The organism is Peptoniphilus vaginalis, from assembly GCF_900176605.1.
In the GTDB taxonomy this organism is placed as follows: Bacteria; Bacillota; Clostridia; order Tissierellales; family Peptoniphilaceae; genus Peptoniphilus_A; species Peptoniphilus_A vaginalis.
The window spans coordinates 752,203-770,396 of record NZ_FXLP01000005.1; the positions used below are offsets into that span (position 1 = coordinate 752,203).

Annotated in this window: 15 protein-coding genes; all 15 read right to left on the reverse strand. The window is 33.5% G+C overall.

What is annotated here, in order from left to right; translation table 11 throughout:
• Positions 1–32 precede the first annotated feature (32 nt).
• The 15 genes from rpoB to CAN42_RS08395 all read right to left on the reverse strand — a co-directional run bounded on the left by rpoB (position 33) and on the right by CAN42_RS08395 (position 18,182).
• A complete protein-coding gene (gene rpoB, locus CAN42_RS08325) occupies positions 33–3,776 on the reverse strand; it encodes a DNA-directed RNA polymerase subunit beta (protein ID WP_085876291.1) in 3,744 nt (1,247 codons plus the stop codon).
• A 156-nt stretch (positions 3,777–3,932) separates the two neighbouring features.
• Entirely contained in the window at positions 3,933–4,256 is a 324-nt protein-coding gene (locus CAN42_RS08330; protein WP_085876292.1) for a DsrE family protein, read from the reverse strand.
• Between the two features lie 71 nt (positions 4,257–4,327).
• Positions 4,328–5,827: a murein biosynthesis integral membrane protein MurJ gene (gene murJ / locus CAN42_RS08335; RefSeq protein WP_085876293.1), complete on the reverse strand. Its 1,500-nt coding sequence runs from the start codon at positions 5,825–5,827 to the stop codon at positions 4,328–4,330.
• Positions 5,828–5,922: 95 nt separating this feature from the next.
• The gene (locus CAN42_RS08340) at positions 5,923–7,131 is read right to left on the reverse strand and encodes an ATP-binding protein (RefSeq protein WP_085876294.1); all 1,209 of its coding nucleotides are present in this window, start codon (positions 7,129–7,131) and stop codon (positions 5,923–5,925) included.
• Positions 7,132–7,367: 236 nt separating this feature from the next.
• Complete coding sequence (locus CAN42_RS08345) at positions 7,368–7,592, reverse strand: hypothetical protein (protein ID WP_085876295.1); 225 nt, start codon at positions 7,590–7,592, stop codon at positions 7,368–7,370.
• Positions 7,593–7,601: 9 nt separating this feature from the next.
• Positions 7,602–10,070 (reverse strand): ABC transporter permease, encoded by a 2,469-nt coding sequence (locus CAN42_RS08350; RefSeq protein WP_085876296.1) that lies wholly within the window; start codon positions 10,068–10,070, stop codon positions 7,602–7,604.
• Positions 10,063–10,743, reverse strand: a complete 681-nt coding sequence (locus CAN42_RS08355) for an ABC transporter ATP-binding protein (protein ID WP_085876297.1) — start codon at positions 10,741–10,743, stop codon at positions 10,063–10,065. The genes CAN42_RS08350 and CAN42_RS08355 overlap by 8 nt, the downstream gene beginning before the upstream one ends.
• Positions 10,744–10,790: 47 nt before the next feature.
• Positions 10,791–11,654: a sensor histidine kinase gene (locus CAN42_RS08360; RefSeq protein WP_085876298.1), complete on the reverse strand. Its 864-nt coding sequence runs from the start codon at positions 11,652–11,654 to the stop codon at positions 10,791–10,793.
• A complete protein-coding gene (locus tag CAN42_RS08365; protein WP_085876299.1) occupies positions 11,654–12,301 on the reverse strand; it encodes a response regulator transcription factor in 648 nt (215 codons plus the stop codon). The genes CAN42_RS08360 and CAN42_RS08365 overlap by 1 nt, the downstream gene beginning before the upstream one ends.
• A 152-nt stretch (positions 12,302–12,453) precedes the next feature.
• A complete protein-coding gene (locus CAN42_RS08370; RefSeq protein ID WP_085876300.1) occupies positions 12,454–12,939 on the reverse strand; it encodes an FMN-binding protein in 486 nt (161 codons plus the stop codon).
• 76 nt (positions 12,940–13,015) lie between these two features.
• Positions 13,016–13,429, reverse strand: a complete 414-nt coding sequence (locus CAN42_RS08375; protein WP_085876301.1) for a SixA phosphatase family protein — start codon at positions 13,427–13,429, stop codon at positions 13,016–13,018.
• Positions 13,426–14,718 (reverse strand): phosphopyruvate hydratase, encoded by a 1,293-nt coding sequence (gene eno / locus CAN42_RS08380; protein WP_085876302.1) that lies wholly within the window; start codon positions 14,716–14,718, stop codon positions 13,426–13,428. The genes CAN42_RS08375 and eno overlap by 4 nt, the downstream gene beginning before the upstream one ends.
• 40 nt (positions 14,719–14,758) lie before the next feature.
• Positions 14,759–16,261, reverse strand: a complete 1,503-nt coding sequence (gene gpmI, locus CAN42_RS08385; RefSeq protein ID WP_085876303.1) for a 2,3-bisphosphoglycerate-independent phosphoglycerate mutase — start codon at positions 16,259–16,261, stop codon at positions 14,759–14,761.
• A complete protein-coding gene (tpiA, locus tag CAN42_RS08390; RefSeq protein WP_085876304.1) occupies positions 16,258–17,001 on the reverse strand; it encodes a triose-phosphate isomerase in 744 nt (247 codons plus the stop codon). The genes gpmI and tpiA overlap by 4 nt, the downstream gene beginning before the upstream one ends.
• The gene (locus tag CAN42_RS08395; RefSeq protein WP_085876305.1) at positions 16,998–18,182 is read right to left on the reverse strand and encodes a phosphoglycerate kinase; all 1,185 of its coding nucleotides are present in this window, start codon (positions 18,180–18,182) and stop codon (positions 16,998–17,000) included. Before CAN42_RS08395 ends, tpiA begins: the two co-directional genes overlap by 4 nt.
• Between the last annotated feature and the right edge of the window lie 12 nt (positions 18,183–18,194).

Below are 18,194 nucleotides of genomic sequence, written 5' to 3' on the forward strand. Positions count from 1 at the left end.
CACTTCTCCTTTCATATTAATTAAAATAATAATTAATCTTCAGATTCATCGGATTCATCATCGTCTTCATAGTCACCGTCTTCGTCTTCATAGAAGTGACTGTTTTCAAAAGACTCAACTTCATCAGTTGAAATTGTTCTGATTCCAATATTTGCAGTTCCAGTTTGTTCTATTAGTTCCTTTAATTCATCGTCGTCTGATTTTGTATTATTATCATCGATGTTATCAATCTTTGTTAGTTCATCTTCATCAACTTCAAGGTCGACTTCATTTCCTTTTTCATCAAGAACTTGAATTTCAAGAGCTAGTGCTTGAAGTTCTTTTATTAGAACCTTAAAGGATTCAGGAACTCCTGGTTGTGGAATATTTTCGCCCTTAACAATAGCTTCGTAAGTCTTAACACGACCAACGATATCGTCAGACTTAACTGTAAGCATTTCTTGTAGGGTATGGCTGGCACCATAGGCTTCTAAAGCCCAAACTTCCATTTCTCCAAATCTTTGTCCACCGAATTGTGCCTTACCTCCAAGAGGTTGTTGTGTAACAAGTGAGTAAGGTCCAGTGGAACGAGCGTGGATCTTTTCATCAACCAAGTGGTGAAGTTTCAACATATACATGTAACCAACTGTTACAGGATGGTCGAATTCTTCTCCGGTTCTACCATCTCTTAGTTGAATTTTTCCATCTCTAGAATATCCAGCTTCTTCAAGTGTATCAAAAATGTCATTTTCATTAGCACCATCAAATACTGGTGTGGCAACGTGCCATCCAAGTTTTTTGGCAGCAAGTCCCAAGTGAACTTCTAGTACTTGCCCAAGATTCATACGAGAAGGAACCCCAAGTGGGTTAAGAACAATTTGGATTGGCGTACCATCTGGCATGTAAGGCATATCTTCCTTTGGCATAACCCTAGAGATAACACCCTTGTTACCGTGACGACCACACATCTTATCTCCAACTTGAATCTTTCTCTTTGTAGCAACAAAGACTCTTACCATTTCGTTAACACCTGGTTGAAGTTCGTCTCCTTCAGACCTGTTAAATGTCTTAACATCAACAACAATACCATGTTCACCATGAGGAAGTCTTAGGGAAGTATCTCTTACTTCTCTTGCCTTTTCGCCAAAGATTGAACGAAGAAGTCTTTCTTCTGCAGAAAGTTCAGTTTCTCCCTTTGGAGTTACCTTACCAACTAGGATATCTCCTGGTTTAACTTCTGCACCAATTCTTATAATACCTCTGTCATCAAGGTCCTTTAACATATCTTCCCCAACATTAGGGATGTCTCTTGTAATTTCTTCAGGTCCAAGTTTTGTATCTCTTGCTTCTGATTCGTATTCTTCAATGTGAAGTGAAGTTAATACATCGTCAATAACAAGCTCTTGGCTTACAAGCATGGCATCTTCGTAGTTATATCCTTCCCAGTTCATAAAGGCTATTAGGATATTTTTACCAAGAGCCATTTCTCCCATATCAGTTGATGGACCATCAGCAATGATTTCGCCTGCTTCTACAAGGTCTCCTTCTTTGACAATAGGTCTTTGGTTAATTGTAGTTCCTTGGTTACCACCCATAAACTTGTGAAGTTTATAGTTGTCAATTCCCTTGTCAGATTCTCTTTCCACTTCAATGTGAACGGAATCAACTTTTTTAATTTTACCCTTGTTCTTAGAAACAATTACAACACCTGAGTCCTTTGCTGCTCTGTATTCAATCCCAGTTCCAACAACAGGAGCCTCAGTCTTTAATAGAGGCACTGCTTGACGTTGCATGTTGGCACCCATTAGGGCTCTGTTGGCGTCGTCGTTTTCCAAGAAAGGAATCATGGAAGTACCTACAGCAACAATTTGTTGAGGAGAAACGTCCATGTAGTTTACATCTTTAATGTCGAAAATATCGGCATTACCGCCATGACCTCTGGCAGCAATTCTATCTTCAACGAATCTATTATTTTCATCAAGTCTTTCGTCAGCTTGAGCAATGATTTGTTCGTACTCAACGTCGGCAGTTAGATAATCAATTTGATCAGTTACAACTCCGTTAACAACCTTCCTATATGGAGTCTCAATAAATCCATAGTCATTGATTCTTGCGTAAGTTGTAAGTGATGTGATAAGTCCAATGTTTGGACCTTCTGGTGTCTCAATAGGACACATTCTTCCGTAGTGTGAATTATGGACGTCACGCACTTCAAATCCAGCTCTATCTCTGCTCAACCCACCAGGTCCTAGTGCAGATAACCTTCTCTTATGAGTTAATTCTGATAGAGGATTATTTTGGTCCATAAATTGTGAAAGTTGTGAAGAGCCAAAGAATTCTTTTATGGCTGCTGTAACAGGTCTTATGTTTATTAGTGATTGTGGTGTTGTTGCATCAACATCTTGAACAGTCATCCTTTCGCGGATAACTCTTTCCATTCTTGAAATACCAATTCTAAATTGGTTTTGAAGAAGTTCACCAACAGATCTAATTCTTCTATTCCCAAGATGGTCGATGTCGTCAACGGATCCCACGTTATTCATAAGTCCAAATTGATAATTTATACCAGCAATAATATCGTCGATTAAAATATTTTTTGGAGATAATTCTCTATGAGCCTTTACTAGCTCTTCCTTAAACTTTTCTGTGTTTTCAGAATATTCTTCATAAAGTTCATCAAAAAGTGGTCTATAAACTTTTTCTTTAAAGCCAAGTTCTTCCATATCGAAGTCTAGTTCATAGGCATCAACAAAAGTGAAGTTGTTACCAATTACTATTGTGTTTTCACTGGCATGTTCATAGTTTTCATCAGTTTTTATTAGAACTTGGTTAACACCAGCTGCTTCAATCTTTTCAGCCTTTGCCCTATTTAGTAGTTCGCCAGCTTCTGCTAAGATTTCCCCAGTCATTGGGTCAACTATGTCTTCAGCAGGTATATTGCCTTCAAGTCTTGCAGAAATTCCTAACTTCTTGTTGAATTTATATCTACCAACTTTAGCAAGGTCATATCTTCTATCGTCGAAGAACATATTCTCAAATAGTGATTGAGCTGAGTCAATAGTAGGTGGCTCGCCTGGTCTTAATTTTTTATAAATTTCAAGTAAAGCTTCATTCTTATTTGTAGTAGTATCTTTTTCAATTGTCTTTAGTACAGCTTCACTTTCTCCAATTACGTCCATAATCTCTTGGTTAGATTCAATACCAAGAGCTCTTAATAAGATAGTAATTGGAATTTTTCTTGTCCTATCAATTCTTACATTGATAACGCCTTGAGCATCAGTTTCAAATTCAAGCCAAGCTCCCCTATTTGGTATAAGTGTTGCCGAATAGATTTTCTTACCTGTCTTGTCTCTTTCTTCCTTATAATATGCTCCTGGACTTCTTACAAGTTGTGAAACGACTACACGCTCTGCCCCATTTATTACAAATGTGCCAGTTGGTGTCATAAGTGGAAGGTCGCCCATAAAGACTTCTTGTTCCTTAACTTCGCCAGTTTCACTGTTAATAAGTCTTACCTTTGCCTTTAATGGCGCAGAATAATTTGTATCTCTCTGTTTAGATTCGTCTATATCATATTTGATTTCATCAGATAAATGATAGTCCACAAATTCTAAAATTAAATTTCCAGAGTAATCCTCGATAGGAGATACGTCATCAAAAACTTCCTTCAATCCTTCTTCAATCAACCATTTGTATGAAGAAGTCTGCACGTCAAGAAGATTTGGTAGTGACATAACTTCGTCTACACGAGAAAAACTCATTCTCTCACGTTTCCCATATTTAACAGGATGTACCATTAATTTTCTCACCCTAGCCTTTCAAATGAGTGTATCCAATTAGAGTCCAAATCACCACTCTAATCATTATTATGCAAATAGGTATTTTATCATTTTTCCTGAAACTTTGCAAGTTGTTTAAATAAAAAAATCCTGCCAAAAGGCAGAATTCTTTTTTTAAAGTCTAATGTATGCGTAACCTTCATTTTGAAGTTTTACGATTTTTGTTATTACTAGGTCCTCAACTTTTATTTCTGAAGGAATTAGATCTGGTGTAAGCCTATTTTCTTCTAATCCTCTCTTACCAATTGTAATATTTACCTTTGGGTTTCCTATGATACCTTGGAAGTCCACTCCTGAATATCTGTTAAATAATGCAGCAGCTTTAGCCATTGCAATTATTTCAACTTGGATGTCTTCAAAGCTATCTAACAAGTCTCTTACGTTTGATATTACAGAAGACCATTTGTCTTGTTCTACTACGTGAAAAATTACCTTCATATGTATCACTCCTTACTTAGTTAATATTTTACACTAATAAAGAGAAAAAGGGAAGCTTATTAGAGAAATTCCTACTTTTTCAATATTATTTTTAAAATTTCTTTAACTTCATCAACCTTTAAAACAATAAGAAGGATAAGATAAATTCCACCAGCTACAATTATAGAAAGAAGAAGAGATAAATTTATGCTAAGACTTTTTGTAAGCACTTCATAAACTAATTTTGATCCAAGAGCCATAAGTCCTGATGAAATTATAATCTTTATTAAGTTCATCAAAAGCTTCTTGTCAAAAACATTTCCTATTAATCTTATTGAAGAGAAGTACATTGTAAGAGCTCCCACAATAAAAGAAATTGAAGTTGCAAGGGCAATTCCTCTTATACCAATTAGTTTTGAAAGTAAAAGTGCAAGGGCAACATTGACTCCAAGTATAATTACTGAATTATAAACTGGAGTCTTGTTGTCGCCAAGAGAATAAAAAGCTCTGGAAATAATTTCACGAACTCCAATACCTATTACACCAAAGGCAAAGAAGGATAAAACTGTGGCAGTTATCTTGGCATCTTCAACAGAAAATTCTCCTCCAACAAACAAAAGATTTACTATCGGGAAGGAAAAAATGTAAAGACCAAAGGCTGCCGGCACTACAAGTATTAGCATATTGGAAAGACCTTCTGACAAGGCAGATTTTAAATTTACCAAGTCCTTTTTGGATCCAAACTTGGCAAGCTTAGGATAAGTTGCAGTGATAATTGAAGTTACAACTATTCCCGTTACAAAACTTTGTAGCTTGTAAGAATAATTTAAAATTGAAATCCCACCAGCATAGGCTCCCGATGCAAAAGAACGTGAAATAATAAAGTTTATCTCAATGGCAGAAGTTGAAATCAAAATTGGAAGTATAGAAGTGAATAAGTTCTTAATGTCTTTGTTGAAATCAATTTTTAAAGAATGCTTGTAGCCAAGCTTCTTAATTGGTCTGATAAAAATTCCATATTGAAGGACAAAAGCTAAAAGAATTCCCACTGCAAGATAATTTATTCCCATCTTGTAGGCAAGGCCCATGGAAATAATAATTATGATGTTCATAATTATTGAGTGAAGAACAGAAATTACAAACTTTTCATGGATTTGTAAGTAGGCCTTATAAATTGAACTCACTGCAGTGACAGCAATTGATAGCATAGCAAGTCTTGATACAAAAATTGCAAGCTCAAGCTTTTCTCCAGAGAAGCCTTCAGCCATTAACTTGACAAGAGGTCTTGCAAACACAATTGAAAGTATTGTCACAAAAGTAAAGGCTACAAAGATAATGTTAGAGAGATTGGCAGTGAACTTGTCGGCAAATTTTTTATCCTCTCTCTCCCTTATGTAGTCGTACATAGGAATGAATCCATTAGCAACTGCACCACTAATGACATTGGTAAAAGTCATAGGAAGTTGAAAGGCAATTAAAAATATATCTGCTACCATACCAACTCCAAAGAAGTAAGCAAGGGCCTTCTCCCTCAAGAGTCCAAAGACCTTGGAAAGGATTGTGATTATCATAAGTATATAAGAAGTTTTCATTTTTTCTCCTTTAAATAAAAAAACTTGGGTTAAACCCCAAGTAATTATATAGTTAATTAATTTTATTTACAAGCTCACTTCTATTGTGAAAAAAATTATTTCTCACTCTCTAACAAGAAATCAATTATGTTTTTGTGAATGATGCCTCTTTGTGAAAAATCAAGTTTATCCATAGAGAGGACATACTTTGGATAATTGTCTTTTATTAAATCATAAACTCCAAACTCCCTATCCCTAGTTTTTTCATTCTCCATTAGATAGGCAACTTGAAAATAAAAAATCTCCTCTCCCTTTTTTGCTACAAAATCAATTTCTCTATCTTTTACTTTTCCAATTTTTACATCAAATCCTCGTGACAAAAGTTCAATGTAGACAATATTTTCTAAAGTTCTTTCAATATCTTTCACATTATAAAAACCCATGGACTGTCTAAATCCATGATCTGTCAAATAATATTTTTCATCAACTTTTAAAAGTTTTTTGCCTCCTAAATCAAATCTTGGAACTTTTTTTAAGACAAAGGCTCTACTGCAATATTCCAAATAATTTAAAACAGTATCTACTGAAATATTTCTATTTTCGCTCTTTAAATAATTTTTTATGGCACTAGCAGAAAAAGTTGCCCCAATATTTTGCATTGCAAAGCTGAGAATCCTATTAAAAATATCCACGTCTCTTAAATTATTATAATTTAAAACATCCTTTACAAGTACTGTGTTGTAAATATCATTTAAGTATTTTTGAGAAACTTCTTCTTCGAGATTGAAATATTTTAAACCAGGCATACCACCAATTTTTATAAATTTTTGAAACAATTCATCTAGGTTTAAATTTAAATTTTTATAAATTTGAGAAAACTCATCAAAGGTAAAGGGTTGGATTTCAAATTCAACATATCTACCTGCAAGAAGTGTCGCCAAGTCACCAGAAATTAATTTTGAATTGGATCCAGTAATGTAAATGTCTGAATCAAAGCTCACCCTTAAAGCATTTATGACATTCTCCCAATCTTCGACTAGCTGAATTTCATCAAAGAAAAAATAAACTTTTCCCTCTTTGTCCTTCAAATTTTCATTTAAATAATTTTTTAATAACGCTGCATCCTTAATTTCAAAAAATTCAAAGGATTCAAAATTCATATAAATTTTATTCTCTTCAGGAATATCCTTTAAGACATCATCCTTGATAATATTTAGAATAGTAGATTTCCCAACACGCCTCATGCCAGTCATAATTTTTACAATTGGTTTATCAATAAAATTTTTAATTCTTTCTATGTACTTAGCTCTAAAAATATAATCCATTTGAATCCCTCCATTCATTTCGAGTATACTCGAATCAAATTTATTTTTCAAGTACATTTCGAGTATACTCGAAATGATTTAATATTTTTTATTTATTTCTATTATAATCGAAAGTCTTGATTTTTATTTGTGATAGCTTATAAGATCATGTCACGCACAAATAAAAAAGCCTTGAGCCTAAACTCAAAGCTTGTGATTTTATATGAAACTGTTAATTAGCATAACGATAGGGAAAATTATAATTTAATTAACAAAAAATTTAATATCCCAAACAAAACTGACTTATCTTTGATTGCGAAGACAAGACCAATAAGTCCTATTATCCTGCAGACAAATAAACTCGTAAGACCTGTGGGTCTTAGGTTTGTAAAATTTCCAAAAATATCCACTGGCAATAAATAAGAAATTATAAAAACTCCTATACCAAGGAAAAATAAATACTTGCTAATATTCTTTCTCATGATTACCTCCTAGTCAAATCCTCTTATTAAATCAATTGGGTCAATCTTTAAAATCCCTTTTAAGGTTAAATTGTAGATTAATATAATTATACCATAAATCAAAATTGCAAAAGCAAGGAAATATTTATATTCAAAATAAGACAACAAAATTTTTATATCCATTGTTGGTGAAATTTTTGCAATTATAAATAAAGAAGCAAAACTTACTATTAAAACTATTGCCAGAGATTTAATTTCTTCTAATATGAAATCCCTTATAAATTTATTTTTAAGTTCTTCCTCATCTATTCCACAAGACATTAAAGATCCAATTTCTTTTTTCCTTGCCATTAAACTTAAATTAATGGAAGAATATCCATTTGTTATATTTAAAATGAAAATTATACTTGCAATAGAAATTATCATAAGTCCAAAAGTTTTTACGTCTTTCATCCGATTTGCTTCTTCATCTTTTCTTGTAGTTAAATTATAAGTTTCATTATAGGCAATGGAAGAATCTAATCTATCTTTAATTTCATTCTTTATATCGTCTAACTTATTTTCATCAACTTGCATTGAGAGTTCGTAGGTGTTTCTTCTCAAGTCATTGTTGTTTTTTAAATAATATTTATTCCACTCATCTAAAAGTTTAAAGTATGTGTCAAAGTCAACATATAAATACACATAGAAAGGTAGCCTTCTTTGCCTAAAGTCCTTTGTGTCATCAATTAGTTTATCTACCTTGATTGAATAATTGTAATCTTTATCTTCTTTTATAGAGTAATTTAAAATATCCATATTTTCAAAATATTTTGTTGTTTCTGATCCATCAATTGGTGCATTTGGATTAACTTGGACCCTATTTAATAGCAAAACTTCTCCCTTTTTGCCACCTATCTTTTCAAAAGTTTGGTCATCTAAGGCCGTAATAATTCCATCTAGATAAAAATCTTCGCCACCATCATAATATTTTCGCATTTTTTCATCTAAATTAAAATGCTTAAACTCATCTGAATAATTTTGATCCTTACTAAGAGAAATATATTTTTCAGTTGAAAGGAAGGCTCTGTCATTTTTTGTAGTCTTCATTACATCTTTTAATACATCAGGAACTTCAGCCTCATTTGAATGAATTAGTATATTTATATTCCTATTATAAGTATAAGTATTTTTCACCCTATTGTACTTTGCCATAGAGAAAACTATCAAAAAAATTGAGACAATTATCATTCCAATTGCAGAAATATATCTCTGAGAAGAAATAGTTTTTAAATTATTTATCTTTAATTCTTTCCAAATATCTTTATTCCTCTTTAATTTTATATTTTTGTCATTAAAGTTGCCCTTTATACCATCAATTATATTTATCTTTGCGATTTTTTTAGCTGGAGCAAGTATTGCTATAAAAATTATAAAAAAGCAAATTAATAAAACTACAAGTGAAAGCCTTGGCGAAAATTCTATAAACTCAAATTTTTCTTCTTTCTCAACAATTTTTTGAAGGCCAAGATAGAGGAGGTTGATTCCTCCATATCCGAAAATATGTCCTAAAACTATTGGTAAAAGAGAAATTTTTAATCCATCTTTTAAAAGCAATTTATAAATTTGATAATCTGTTGATCCAATGGACTTGTACATTGAAACTTCTCTTATCTTTCTTAGTCCCCAAACTGTAAAAATGTTTTTTACAAAAAATATAAAAATAAGGATTGTAACAAAAATTAAAAGAGTGTCTACAATCACCTGCCTATTTTGTTGTAAAAGACTTCCATCCATATTATAGTAATCTTTCATTATCTCGCTAAATTCAAGTTCTACTTTATCTTTATTCAATGCAGATGCAAGATCTTTTTCTAAATTATCTTTATTATTGTAGGCTTTTCTAAAATTATGAAATCTTACAAAGCTATTGGTCTTTGCATCCTTTCCTATGGCAGTAGAAGCATAAAAAATCTTCATATTCTCATTGTAAAGATTTCTTGTGAGACCACTTATTACATATTCCTTAATATCTTTTCTTGCAAATTCTTCATCTTTAGTAACACTTGAAACTGCCTTTATAAGCTTTCCATCAACCAATCTATTTCCAAATTCTACTTTTATCTTATCCCCAATTTTTAAATTTTCTTTTTTTGCAAGACTTTTTGGTATGGTAATTTCGTTATCTTTTGTGGCAAAGCTTCCCTCTTTTAACATATTATCTTCTAACATCTTATTAAAACCCTGGTCTGTGTAATTTACCACTAAGACATTTTGAGATAGCTTGGCAGAATTATTTTCTACTGCAACTTCTCCCACTTCTTTAATGTTTTTTATTTCTTTTAATTTACTTGAGTCACCAGAAACTGTATCAGGTATAATTCTAGCATCATAAATGGATCTGTTCCTAAAATATTCATAATTGAACTTATTATTTACATATCCAAAGTAAACACAAAATGTAAAGAAAATTGCAGTTATAAAAAACGAAAGGGAAATTGAGAGATTTTTCTTATTCATTTTTCTCATCTCCCACTACTTTCCCATCAACAATTGTTATTACTCTTTCTGCCTCTAGGGCTATAGACTCATCATGAGTTATTACTATAATTGTCTGTTTTAAAGTCCTATTAAAATATTTTAAAATTTCAATTATTTCTCTTGAATTTTCTCGATCCAAGTTTCCCGTCGGCTCATCGGCAAGTACAAGAGACGGAGAATAGATAAGACTTCTTGCTATGGCAACCCTTTGTTGCTGGCCTCCTGATAATTCACTTGGAAAAGAATCCAACTTGTTCTCTATTCCTAGCTTTCTAACTATATCTAGTAGAGATTCCTCATTGATTTTTCTCTTATCAAGTTTTAGGGGCAACTCAATGTTATGCCTAACAGTTAAATTTGGGATTAAATTATAAAATTGATAAATTAGCCCTACTTTTCTCCTCCTAAAAAGTGCTAATTCTTTTGATGTATATTTTGAGATGTCATTGCCGTCTATAAATATTTTCCCTGAACTTGGATTGTCCACTCCACCCAACAAGTGAAGAAGAGTTGACTTGCCTGATCCACTTGGTCCAACAATTGCAATAAATTCTCCCTTTTCTATTTTTAAATTAACATTATCAATTGCTTTTACAAGATTTTCTCCACTTCCATAAGTTTTTGATAAATTTTCAGTTCTAACAATTTCCATATGTACCTCCCTCTATTTGTCTTTATAATAAAGGGTTAAAATGACTTTTAAGTGACATTGTAAAATTTAATTTTAAAAATCGCACCATCTTTTCCATTTTCCACAGAGATATCTCCATTGTTTGCCTCAACAATAGATTTTGCCATGGCAAGTCCTATGCCAAATCCCTTAGAGTCAGGACTTTTATAAAATCTTTCAAATATTTTTTTAAAGTTTTCTTTCTTAATACCTCCACCGTCATCTTCAATTGTTATCTCTGTATAAATTGGATTTTTATTTGTAGAAATTTTAATTTTTGTAAGATCATCAAGGCTTAAGGCATTCTTTATAATATTTATTAAAGCTTCAGAAGTCCAATAATAATCAACTTTAACCTCATAATCCTCGTAGTCACAAATAACCTTCACCTTTTTTTCTTCAATTGATTTCCTCAAAATATCCAAAGCATAGTCAAGTATTTCTGAAATCAAAACCTCTCTCTTCTCCATCTTGTCTATATTTGCATCAAGGCTAGATAGCTTTAATAAAATATCAGCAAGAGAGTTAAGCCTTTCGAGTTGGAGGTCAAGCCCCTCAAGCTCTTTTTTATTTTCTTCAGTCTTATCAATTGTTTCCAAGTCAAAGACCATTGAAGTAATTGGAGTCTTTATTTGATGGGCAATGTCTTCTAGGTTTTGCCTTTGCTTTTTTGAATTTATCTCAAGGCTTTCTCTCGCCTCAACAAGTTCTATAAAAATCTTATAAATCTTATCTTCCAGTATTGAAAAGTCATCTTGAACCATGGGAATAGAATAGTTCTTTTCTCCCAATCTATCTATAAGATTTTCCAAGTCCTTAATCCTTTTCTTTTGTCTTCTCTTTAAAAAATAATAAAGTAGCAATAAGCTCGCAGGGTAAAATAAATAAATCATCAGTCCATCCTATAACCTATTCCACGTATTGTCTTAATAATATCTCTGCCACTTTTGTCTCTTATTCTTTTAATAGTAGCAGTAAGTGTATTATCATTTACAAACTTTTCTCGCCTATCCCAAAATCTCTCAAGTAAAAAATCCCTAGTAAAAATTCTATTGGGATTACTTATAAATAATTTCATAACTTCAAATTCTAATAAAGTTAAATCTAGTTTTTTATCTTTATAATAAAAGCTTCCTTCATTATTATTTAGACTTAAGTCTTTAAAGCTAATAATATCATCTTTAACGAGAGCAGTTCTAAGAGTTTTATCAATTCTTGCTCTTAAAATAGAAAGCTTAAAGGGTTTTGTAATATAATCATCAGCTCCATTGTCTAGGGCTCTAACGATAAATTTCTCATCGTTTTTTACTGTTGTGATTATTACTCTAACATCATTTTCTCTCAAAGTCTTCAACAAACCGATCCCATCTTTATCAGGCAAATTTATATCTAAGATTGCCAAGTCAAAAGAATTATTTATTTTTATCTTTGCTTCTTCAAAGCTTTTACGAGTTTCCACTTCAAAATCATTTTTTGATAAGTAGGACTCAATCCCTCTTGATAAAATTTCATCGTCTTCTATTAATAATATTTTTTTCATTTAATCACCTAACACAATCTTGTAAACAAATTCTATCACACTTTAGTTTTTAAAAGAATTCTTAATCATTTTGGGTTCTTTTAAATCTTCCCAACAAAAAAGCACCAGCTTTTGCCAGTGCGTGTGATTTTAAATCTTTTAATTTTTAAAAATTATTTTGCTTGGTTGATTGCATCATTTGCTGCTTCAACGAATTGGTTGTAGGATTGTGTTGCGCCACTTACTGCTTCAACTTCTTCTACTGAACCCTTTTCTGTTAATTCTTTTCCGTAAGTTTGTGAAGCTTCAAGTGTCATTTGTGCTGTCTTGTGTCCTTCTTCGCCAGCTTCTTTACCGTAGTCTTCTCCCTTTTCACTTCCGTCTTTTTGAAGATTCTTAACTTCAGTTTCAGAAATTTTTCCATCAGCTACTGTAATTGTAACTTCCATGTGTCCACCGAAATCATCTTCTGATGACTTACCTGTGTAAGTTCCGTCTTTTAATGCTGCAGCTTCATCACTTGTCTTTGCATTATTTGTTGCTTCTACCTTTGTAGAGTTTTCTTTAGCTGCGTTTTCTTTTGCATCATTTTTTGCTCCGCAGCCAACTAGTGTTAGTGATAAAAGAGCTACTGATGCTAGTGTAATTTTCTTATTCATTTTTCCTCCTAAAATAATTTAATCCTCTCTTATTAAGGGTAACAAAAGAGGATTAAGATTTCAAAATATTTATTTTTTATTCTGCAAATTCCTGTGGATTTATCTCCACAAAATTTATACTGCCCCTTGATATAATTTTCATCTCACCAGTTAGTTGGTAAATCCAATTTGATATAAAGGGCTCGTGAGATACGAAAATATAATTTCCATCTTGGTCTAGAGTTTTTAAAATATCTCTTATCCTTCCACCTGCAAGATAGTCCTTTACTTCATAGTCTGAGTCTAAGTGCTTCGCCAAGATTTCTGCAGTTTCCTTTGCCCTTTCAAGAGGTGAAGAGTAAATCTTGAAGAACCTCTTGTCTTCTAACCTATTGGCAAAGGCCTTAAAGGAATTTTCTAATTTAACTCTTCCTATTGTTGTCAACTTTCTCTTGAAGTCATCTTCAGCATAAATTTCTGCTTCGCCATGTCTTATAAAATAAATTTTCATTTTCTATCAATGTTGTAGAAGGCAGCAAAGCCAGGATAAATTGCTAAGTCCCCTAGTTCGTCTTCAATTCTTAGAAGTTCGTTGTATTTTGCAACTCTTTCAGATCTTGCTGGTGCTCCAGTTTTTATAAAGCCAGCGTTAGTTGCAACTGCAAGGTCTGCTATTGTTGAGTCTTCACTTTCTCCTGACCTGTGAGAAATAATTGCAGTGTAGTTGTGTCTCTTTGCAAGTTCTATAGAGTCAAGAGTTTCTGTTATTGTTCCAATTTGGTTTAGCTTAATTAGGATTGAGTTTGCTGATTCCTTTTCAATTCCTTCTTGAAGTCTCTTTGTGTTTGTTACGAAAAAGTCGTCGCCAACTAATTGAACCCTGTTTCCAAGTAGGTCTGTCAAGTGCTTCCAGCCTTCCCAGTCGTCTTCGGCAAGTCCGTCTTCTATTGAATAGATTGGATATTCATTTACTAATTCTTCATAGAATTTTGAAAGTTCTTCTGATGTAAACTCACGACCTTCGCCTGCAAGAATATATTTTTTCTTGTCCTCGTCATAAAATTCTGAAGCTGCGGCATCAATTGCAAGTACAATGTCCTTGCCTGCTTGGTAGCCTGCTGACTTTACAGCCTCAAGTATGCAATCAAAGGCTTTTTTGTTGGATTCAAGATTTGGTGCAAAGCCACCTTCATCGCCAACACCAGTTGAAAGTCCCTTGTCCTTTAAAACTTTTTTAAGTGCGTGGTAAACTTCTGCACCCATTCTCAAAGATTCTTTAAAAGTTTTTGCTCCTATTGGCATTATCATAAATTCTTGGATGTCTACGTTGTTGTCAGCGTGTTCGCCACCATTGATTATATTCATCATTGGGATTGGCATAGTCTTTGCATTAACTCCACCAAGGTATTGGTAAAGTGGAAGTCCAGCTTCATTTGCTGCTGCCCTTGCAACTGCTATTGATACACCAAGGATTGCATTGGCTCCAAGATTTCCCTTGTTTTCACTTCCATCAAGTTCAATAAGCATCTTGTCAATGCCAAGTTGGTCAAAGCAATCAAAGCAAATTAATTCTTCGGCAATTTTTTCATTTACATTTTCAACTGCCTTTTCAACTCCCTTGCCATTGTATCTATCTTCGCCGTCACGAAGTTCTACAGCTTCGTGGATACCAGTTGATGCACCACTTGGTACAATTGCAGAACCAAAACCACCGTTAAGTGTTCCAACTTCTACTTCAACTGTTGGGTTCCCCCTTGAATCAAGAACTTCTCTCGCATAAACGTAATCAATTAAACTCATAATTCCTCCTAAATTTAAAATAAATTTCTAGTAAATTCTATTAAAACAAAGACTTGCCAGTCATAAGTTCTGGCTGTTTTAAGCCCATGATTTTTAAAATTGTTGGTGACAAGTCGCAAAGGGCTCCGCCTGATCTTAATTTTTCATCCCTATTAAATAAAAATAGGGGGACAAGATTTGTGCTGTGGCTTGTAACAACATTGCCTTCATCATCAATCATATATTCACAGTTTCCATGGTCTGCAGTTATTATTGCTGCCCCGTCCTTTTCTTTTAAGACTTTTAAAATTCTTCCAAGGTCATGGTCCACAGTTTCAACTGCTTTTATGGCTGCTTGTAAGTCTCCTGTGTGACCAACCATGTCTGGGTTTGCAAAGTTTAAAATTATTAGGCCGTACTTGTCCTTTTCCAAACTTTCAACAACCTTATCTGTAACTTCATTGGCAGACATTTCTGGCTTTAAGTCATAGGTTGCAACCTTTGGAGATGGAACTAGGATTCTGTCCTCGCCCTCAAAGGGTTTTTCACGTCCCCCGTTAAAGAAAAATGTAACGTGGGCATATTTTTCTGTCTCTGCAATTCTAAGTTGCTTGATTTTATTTTTTTCAAGAACTTCTCCTAAGGTATCCTTTGGAATCTCGTCCTTAAAGGCAACAAATTTATTTTTTATTTCCTTGTCATACTCTGTCATTGTAACAAGGACTGTGTTTATTTTTTCTCTTTCAAAACCTGTGAAGTCGTCATCAACAAGGGCTCTTGTAATTTGTCTAACCCTATCTGGTCTAAAGTTAAAAATAATTATTGAGTCCTTATCTTTAATTTCAGAATCTTTTATAAATTTAGCAGGTTCTAAAAATTCATCTGTGACATCTTTATCATAAGATGACTTTATATAGGAAAGGATGTCTTCTTCAGTGAAGTTCACATCACTTACTAGGTTGTCGTAGTATTTTTTAGTTCTTTCCCATCTCTTATCACGATCCATGGCATAGTATCTGCCAGAAATTGTGGCAATTTTTCCATTTCCAACTTTTTTTATTTCTTCTTGAAGTTCTTTTATATCATCAAGGGCTGCGTGAGGGGAAACATCACGTCCATCTGTAATAGCATGGATATAAGTCTTTTCTATTCCCTCTTCCTTCATGAGTTTTATTAAGGCCTTTAAGTGGTCAAGGTGTGAGTGAACTCCTCCCTTGGATACAAGTCCAATGAGGTGAAGGCTTGAATTATTTTTCTTGGCATTGTCTATTGCCCTTTTAAATTCAGGATTTTCGAAAAATTCTCCTGACTTAATTGACTCAGTAATTTTTGTCAAATTTTGGTAAATAACTCTACCTGCTCCAATGTTTAAGTGACCAACTTCAGAGTTTCCCATTTGCCCATGAGGAAGTCCAACATATTCTTCGCTGGCATAAATTTCTGTATGAGATGAAGTTTTATAAAGTTCATCAAGAACAGGAGTCTTGGCAAGTTTAACTGCGTTGCCAATTTTGCTTTCATTTATTCCGAATCCATCTAGGATTATTAACATTGTTGGTTTCATAGATTTTCACCAGCTTTTATTATTTCAATAAAGTCACTAGCCTTTAGGCTTGCACCACCAACTAGGACTCCATCAATATTTTCCATGGATAAAATTTCTCCCGCATTAGATGGCTTAACAGATCCACCATAAAGGATCCTCGTCTTTTGAGAAATCTCTCCGTATTTTTCATCAATTACCTTTCTTATTTCCCTACACATGATTTCTGCATCTTCTGATGAGCAAGTTTTTCCAGTTCCAATTGCCCAAATAGGTTCGTAAGCAAGGGTAACCTTTTCTATGTCTTTAACTCCATCAATAGAATTTAAAAGTTCTTCTCTTACAAAGTCAACTTCCTTACCCTCTTCTTTTATTTCAAGGGATTCTCCTATGCAAAGAATTACTGATAGACCATCTTCAAGAGCCTTTTTTACCTTGGAGTTTACAATCTCATCACTTTCCAAAAACTTTTCACGTCTTTCAGAGTGACCGATTATTACATCATCTACACCAATGTCTTTTAACATTGTAGTTGAAACTTCGCCAGTGTAGGCTCCCTCATCAAACTGAGAAACATTTTGCCCAGCCACTTTTATTTTATCTTTTAAATTTTTTCTTAAACTTTCTAGAGTTACAAAACTTGGTGCAAGAAGAACGTCAACCTTATTAAATTCAAATTCATTTATTTCTTTTGCAAATTCAAGGGCATCAGAAGATGTCTTATTCATCTTCCAATTCCCACAAATGTATTTTCTTCTCATGCTTCTTCAACTGCCTCGATACCTGGAAGTTTTTTTCCTTCAAGCATTTCAAGACTTGCTCCACCACCAGTTGAGATGTGAGTTAACTTGTCTGCAACTCCTGCCTTTTCAACAGCAGCAACAGAGTCTCCACCGCCAACAATTACAGTGGCATCAAGTTTAGCCAAAATTTTTGCAAGCGCAACAGTTCCGTGAGAAAATTCTTCAATTTCAAAAACTCCACAAGGTCCATTTAAGACTACAGTCTTAGCCTTAGCAAGAGATCTTTCAATGTCCTTTAGACTTTCCCTTCCAATATCAAGAATCATATCATCTTGACCAACATTTTCCACGTCTTTTAAAGTTCCCTTTGCATCATCAGATAATTCAGGAGCAACAATCACGTCCCTTGGAAGAATTATCTCAACATGATTTTTTGCTGCCTTTGTCATAATTTCTCTCGCAAGGTCTAGCTTGTCATCTTCTACAAGAGATTTTCCAACTTCAAGTCCCTTGGACTTTAGGAAGGTATTGGCCATGGCTCCAACAATTACAAGGACATCAACTTTTTCTAGTAGGTTTTCGATTACCCCTATCTTGTCAGATACCTTTGATCCACCAAGAATTGCTGCAAAAGGTTTTTCTGGATTTTTTAAAGCATCTTCAAAATATTTAATTTCTTTTTCAACTAGAAGACCTACACATGATGGTAGGAATTCAGTCACACCAACATTTGATGCGTGAGCCCTGTGGGCAGTTCCAAAGGCATCATTTACAAAGATGTCCCCAAGAGATGCAAGCTTCTTTGCAAAGTCTTTGTCGTTTTTTTCCTCTCCCTTAACAAATCTCAAGTTTTCAAGAAGGGCAACTTGACCCTTTTCTAATTTCTTAACTTGATTTACAACTTCATCATCTACAACTTCTTTAGAAGGAAGGAATTTTACATCCTTCTTTAAAAGTTCTGAAGCTCTTTTTGCAACTGGTTCAAGGGATAGGTCTTCCTTGTATTCGCCCTTAGGTCTACCTAGGTGACTCATAAGAACAACTTTAGCACCATTATCTATTAAGTAATCAATAGTTGGGATTGCCTTAATAATTCTGTCGTCGCCTGTTACCACTCCATCCTTTAGGGGAACGTTGAAGTCCACCCTAACAAGGGCAGTTTTATCATTAAAATCAAAATCTCTAATAGTTTTTTTCACTTTACACCTCTT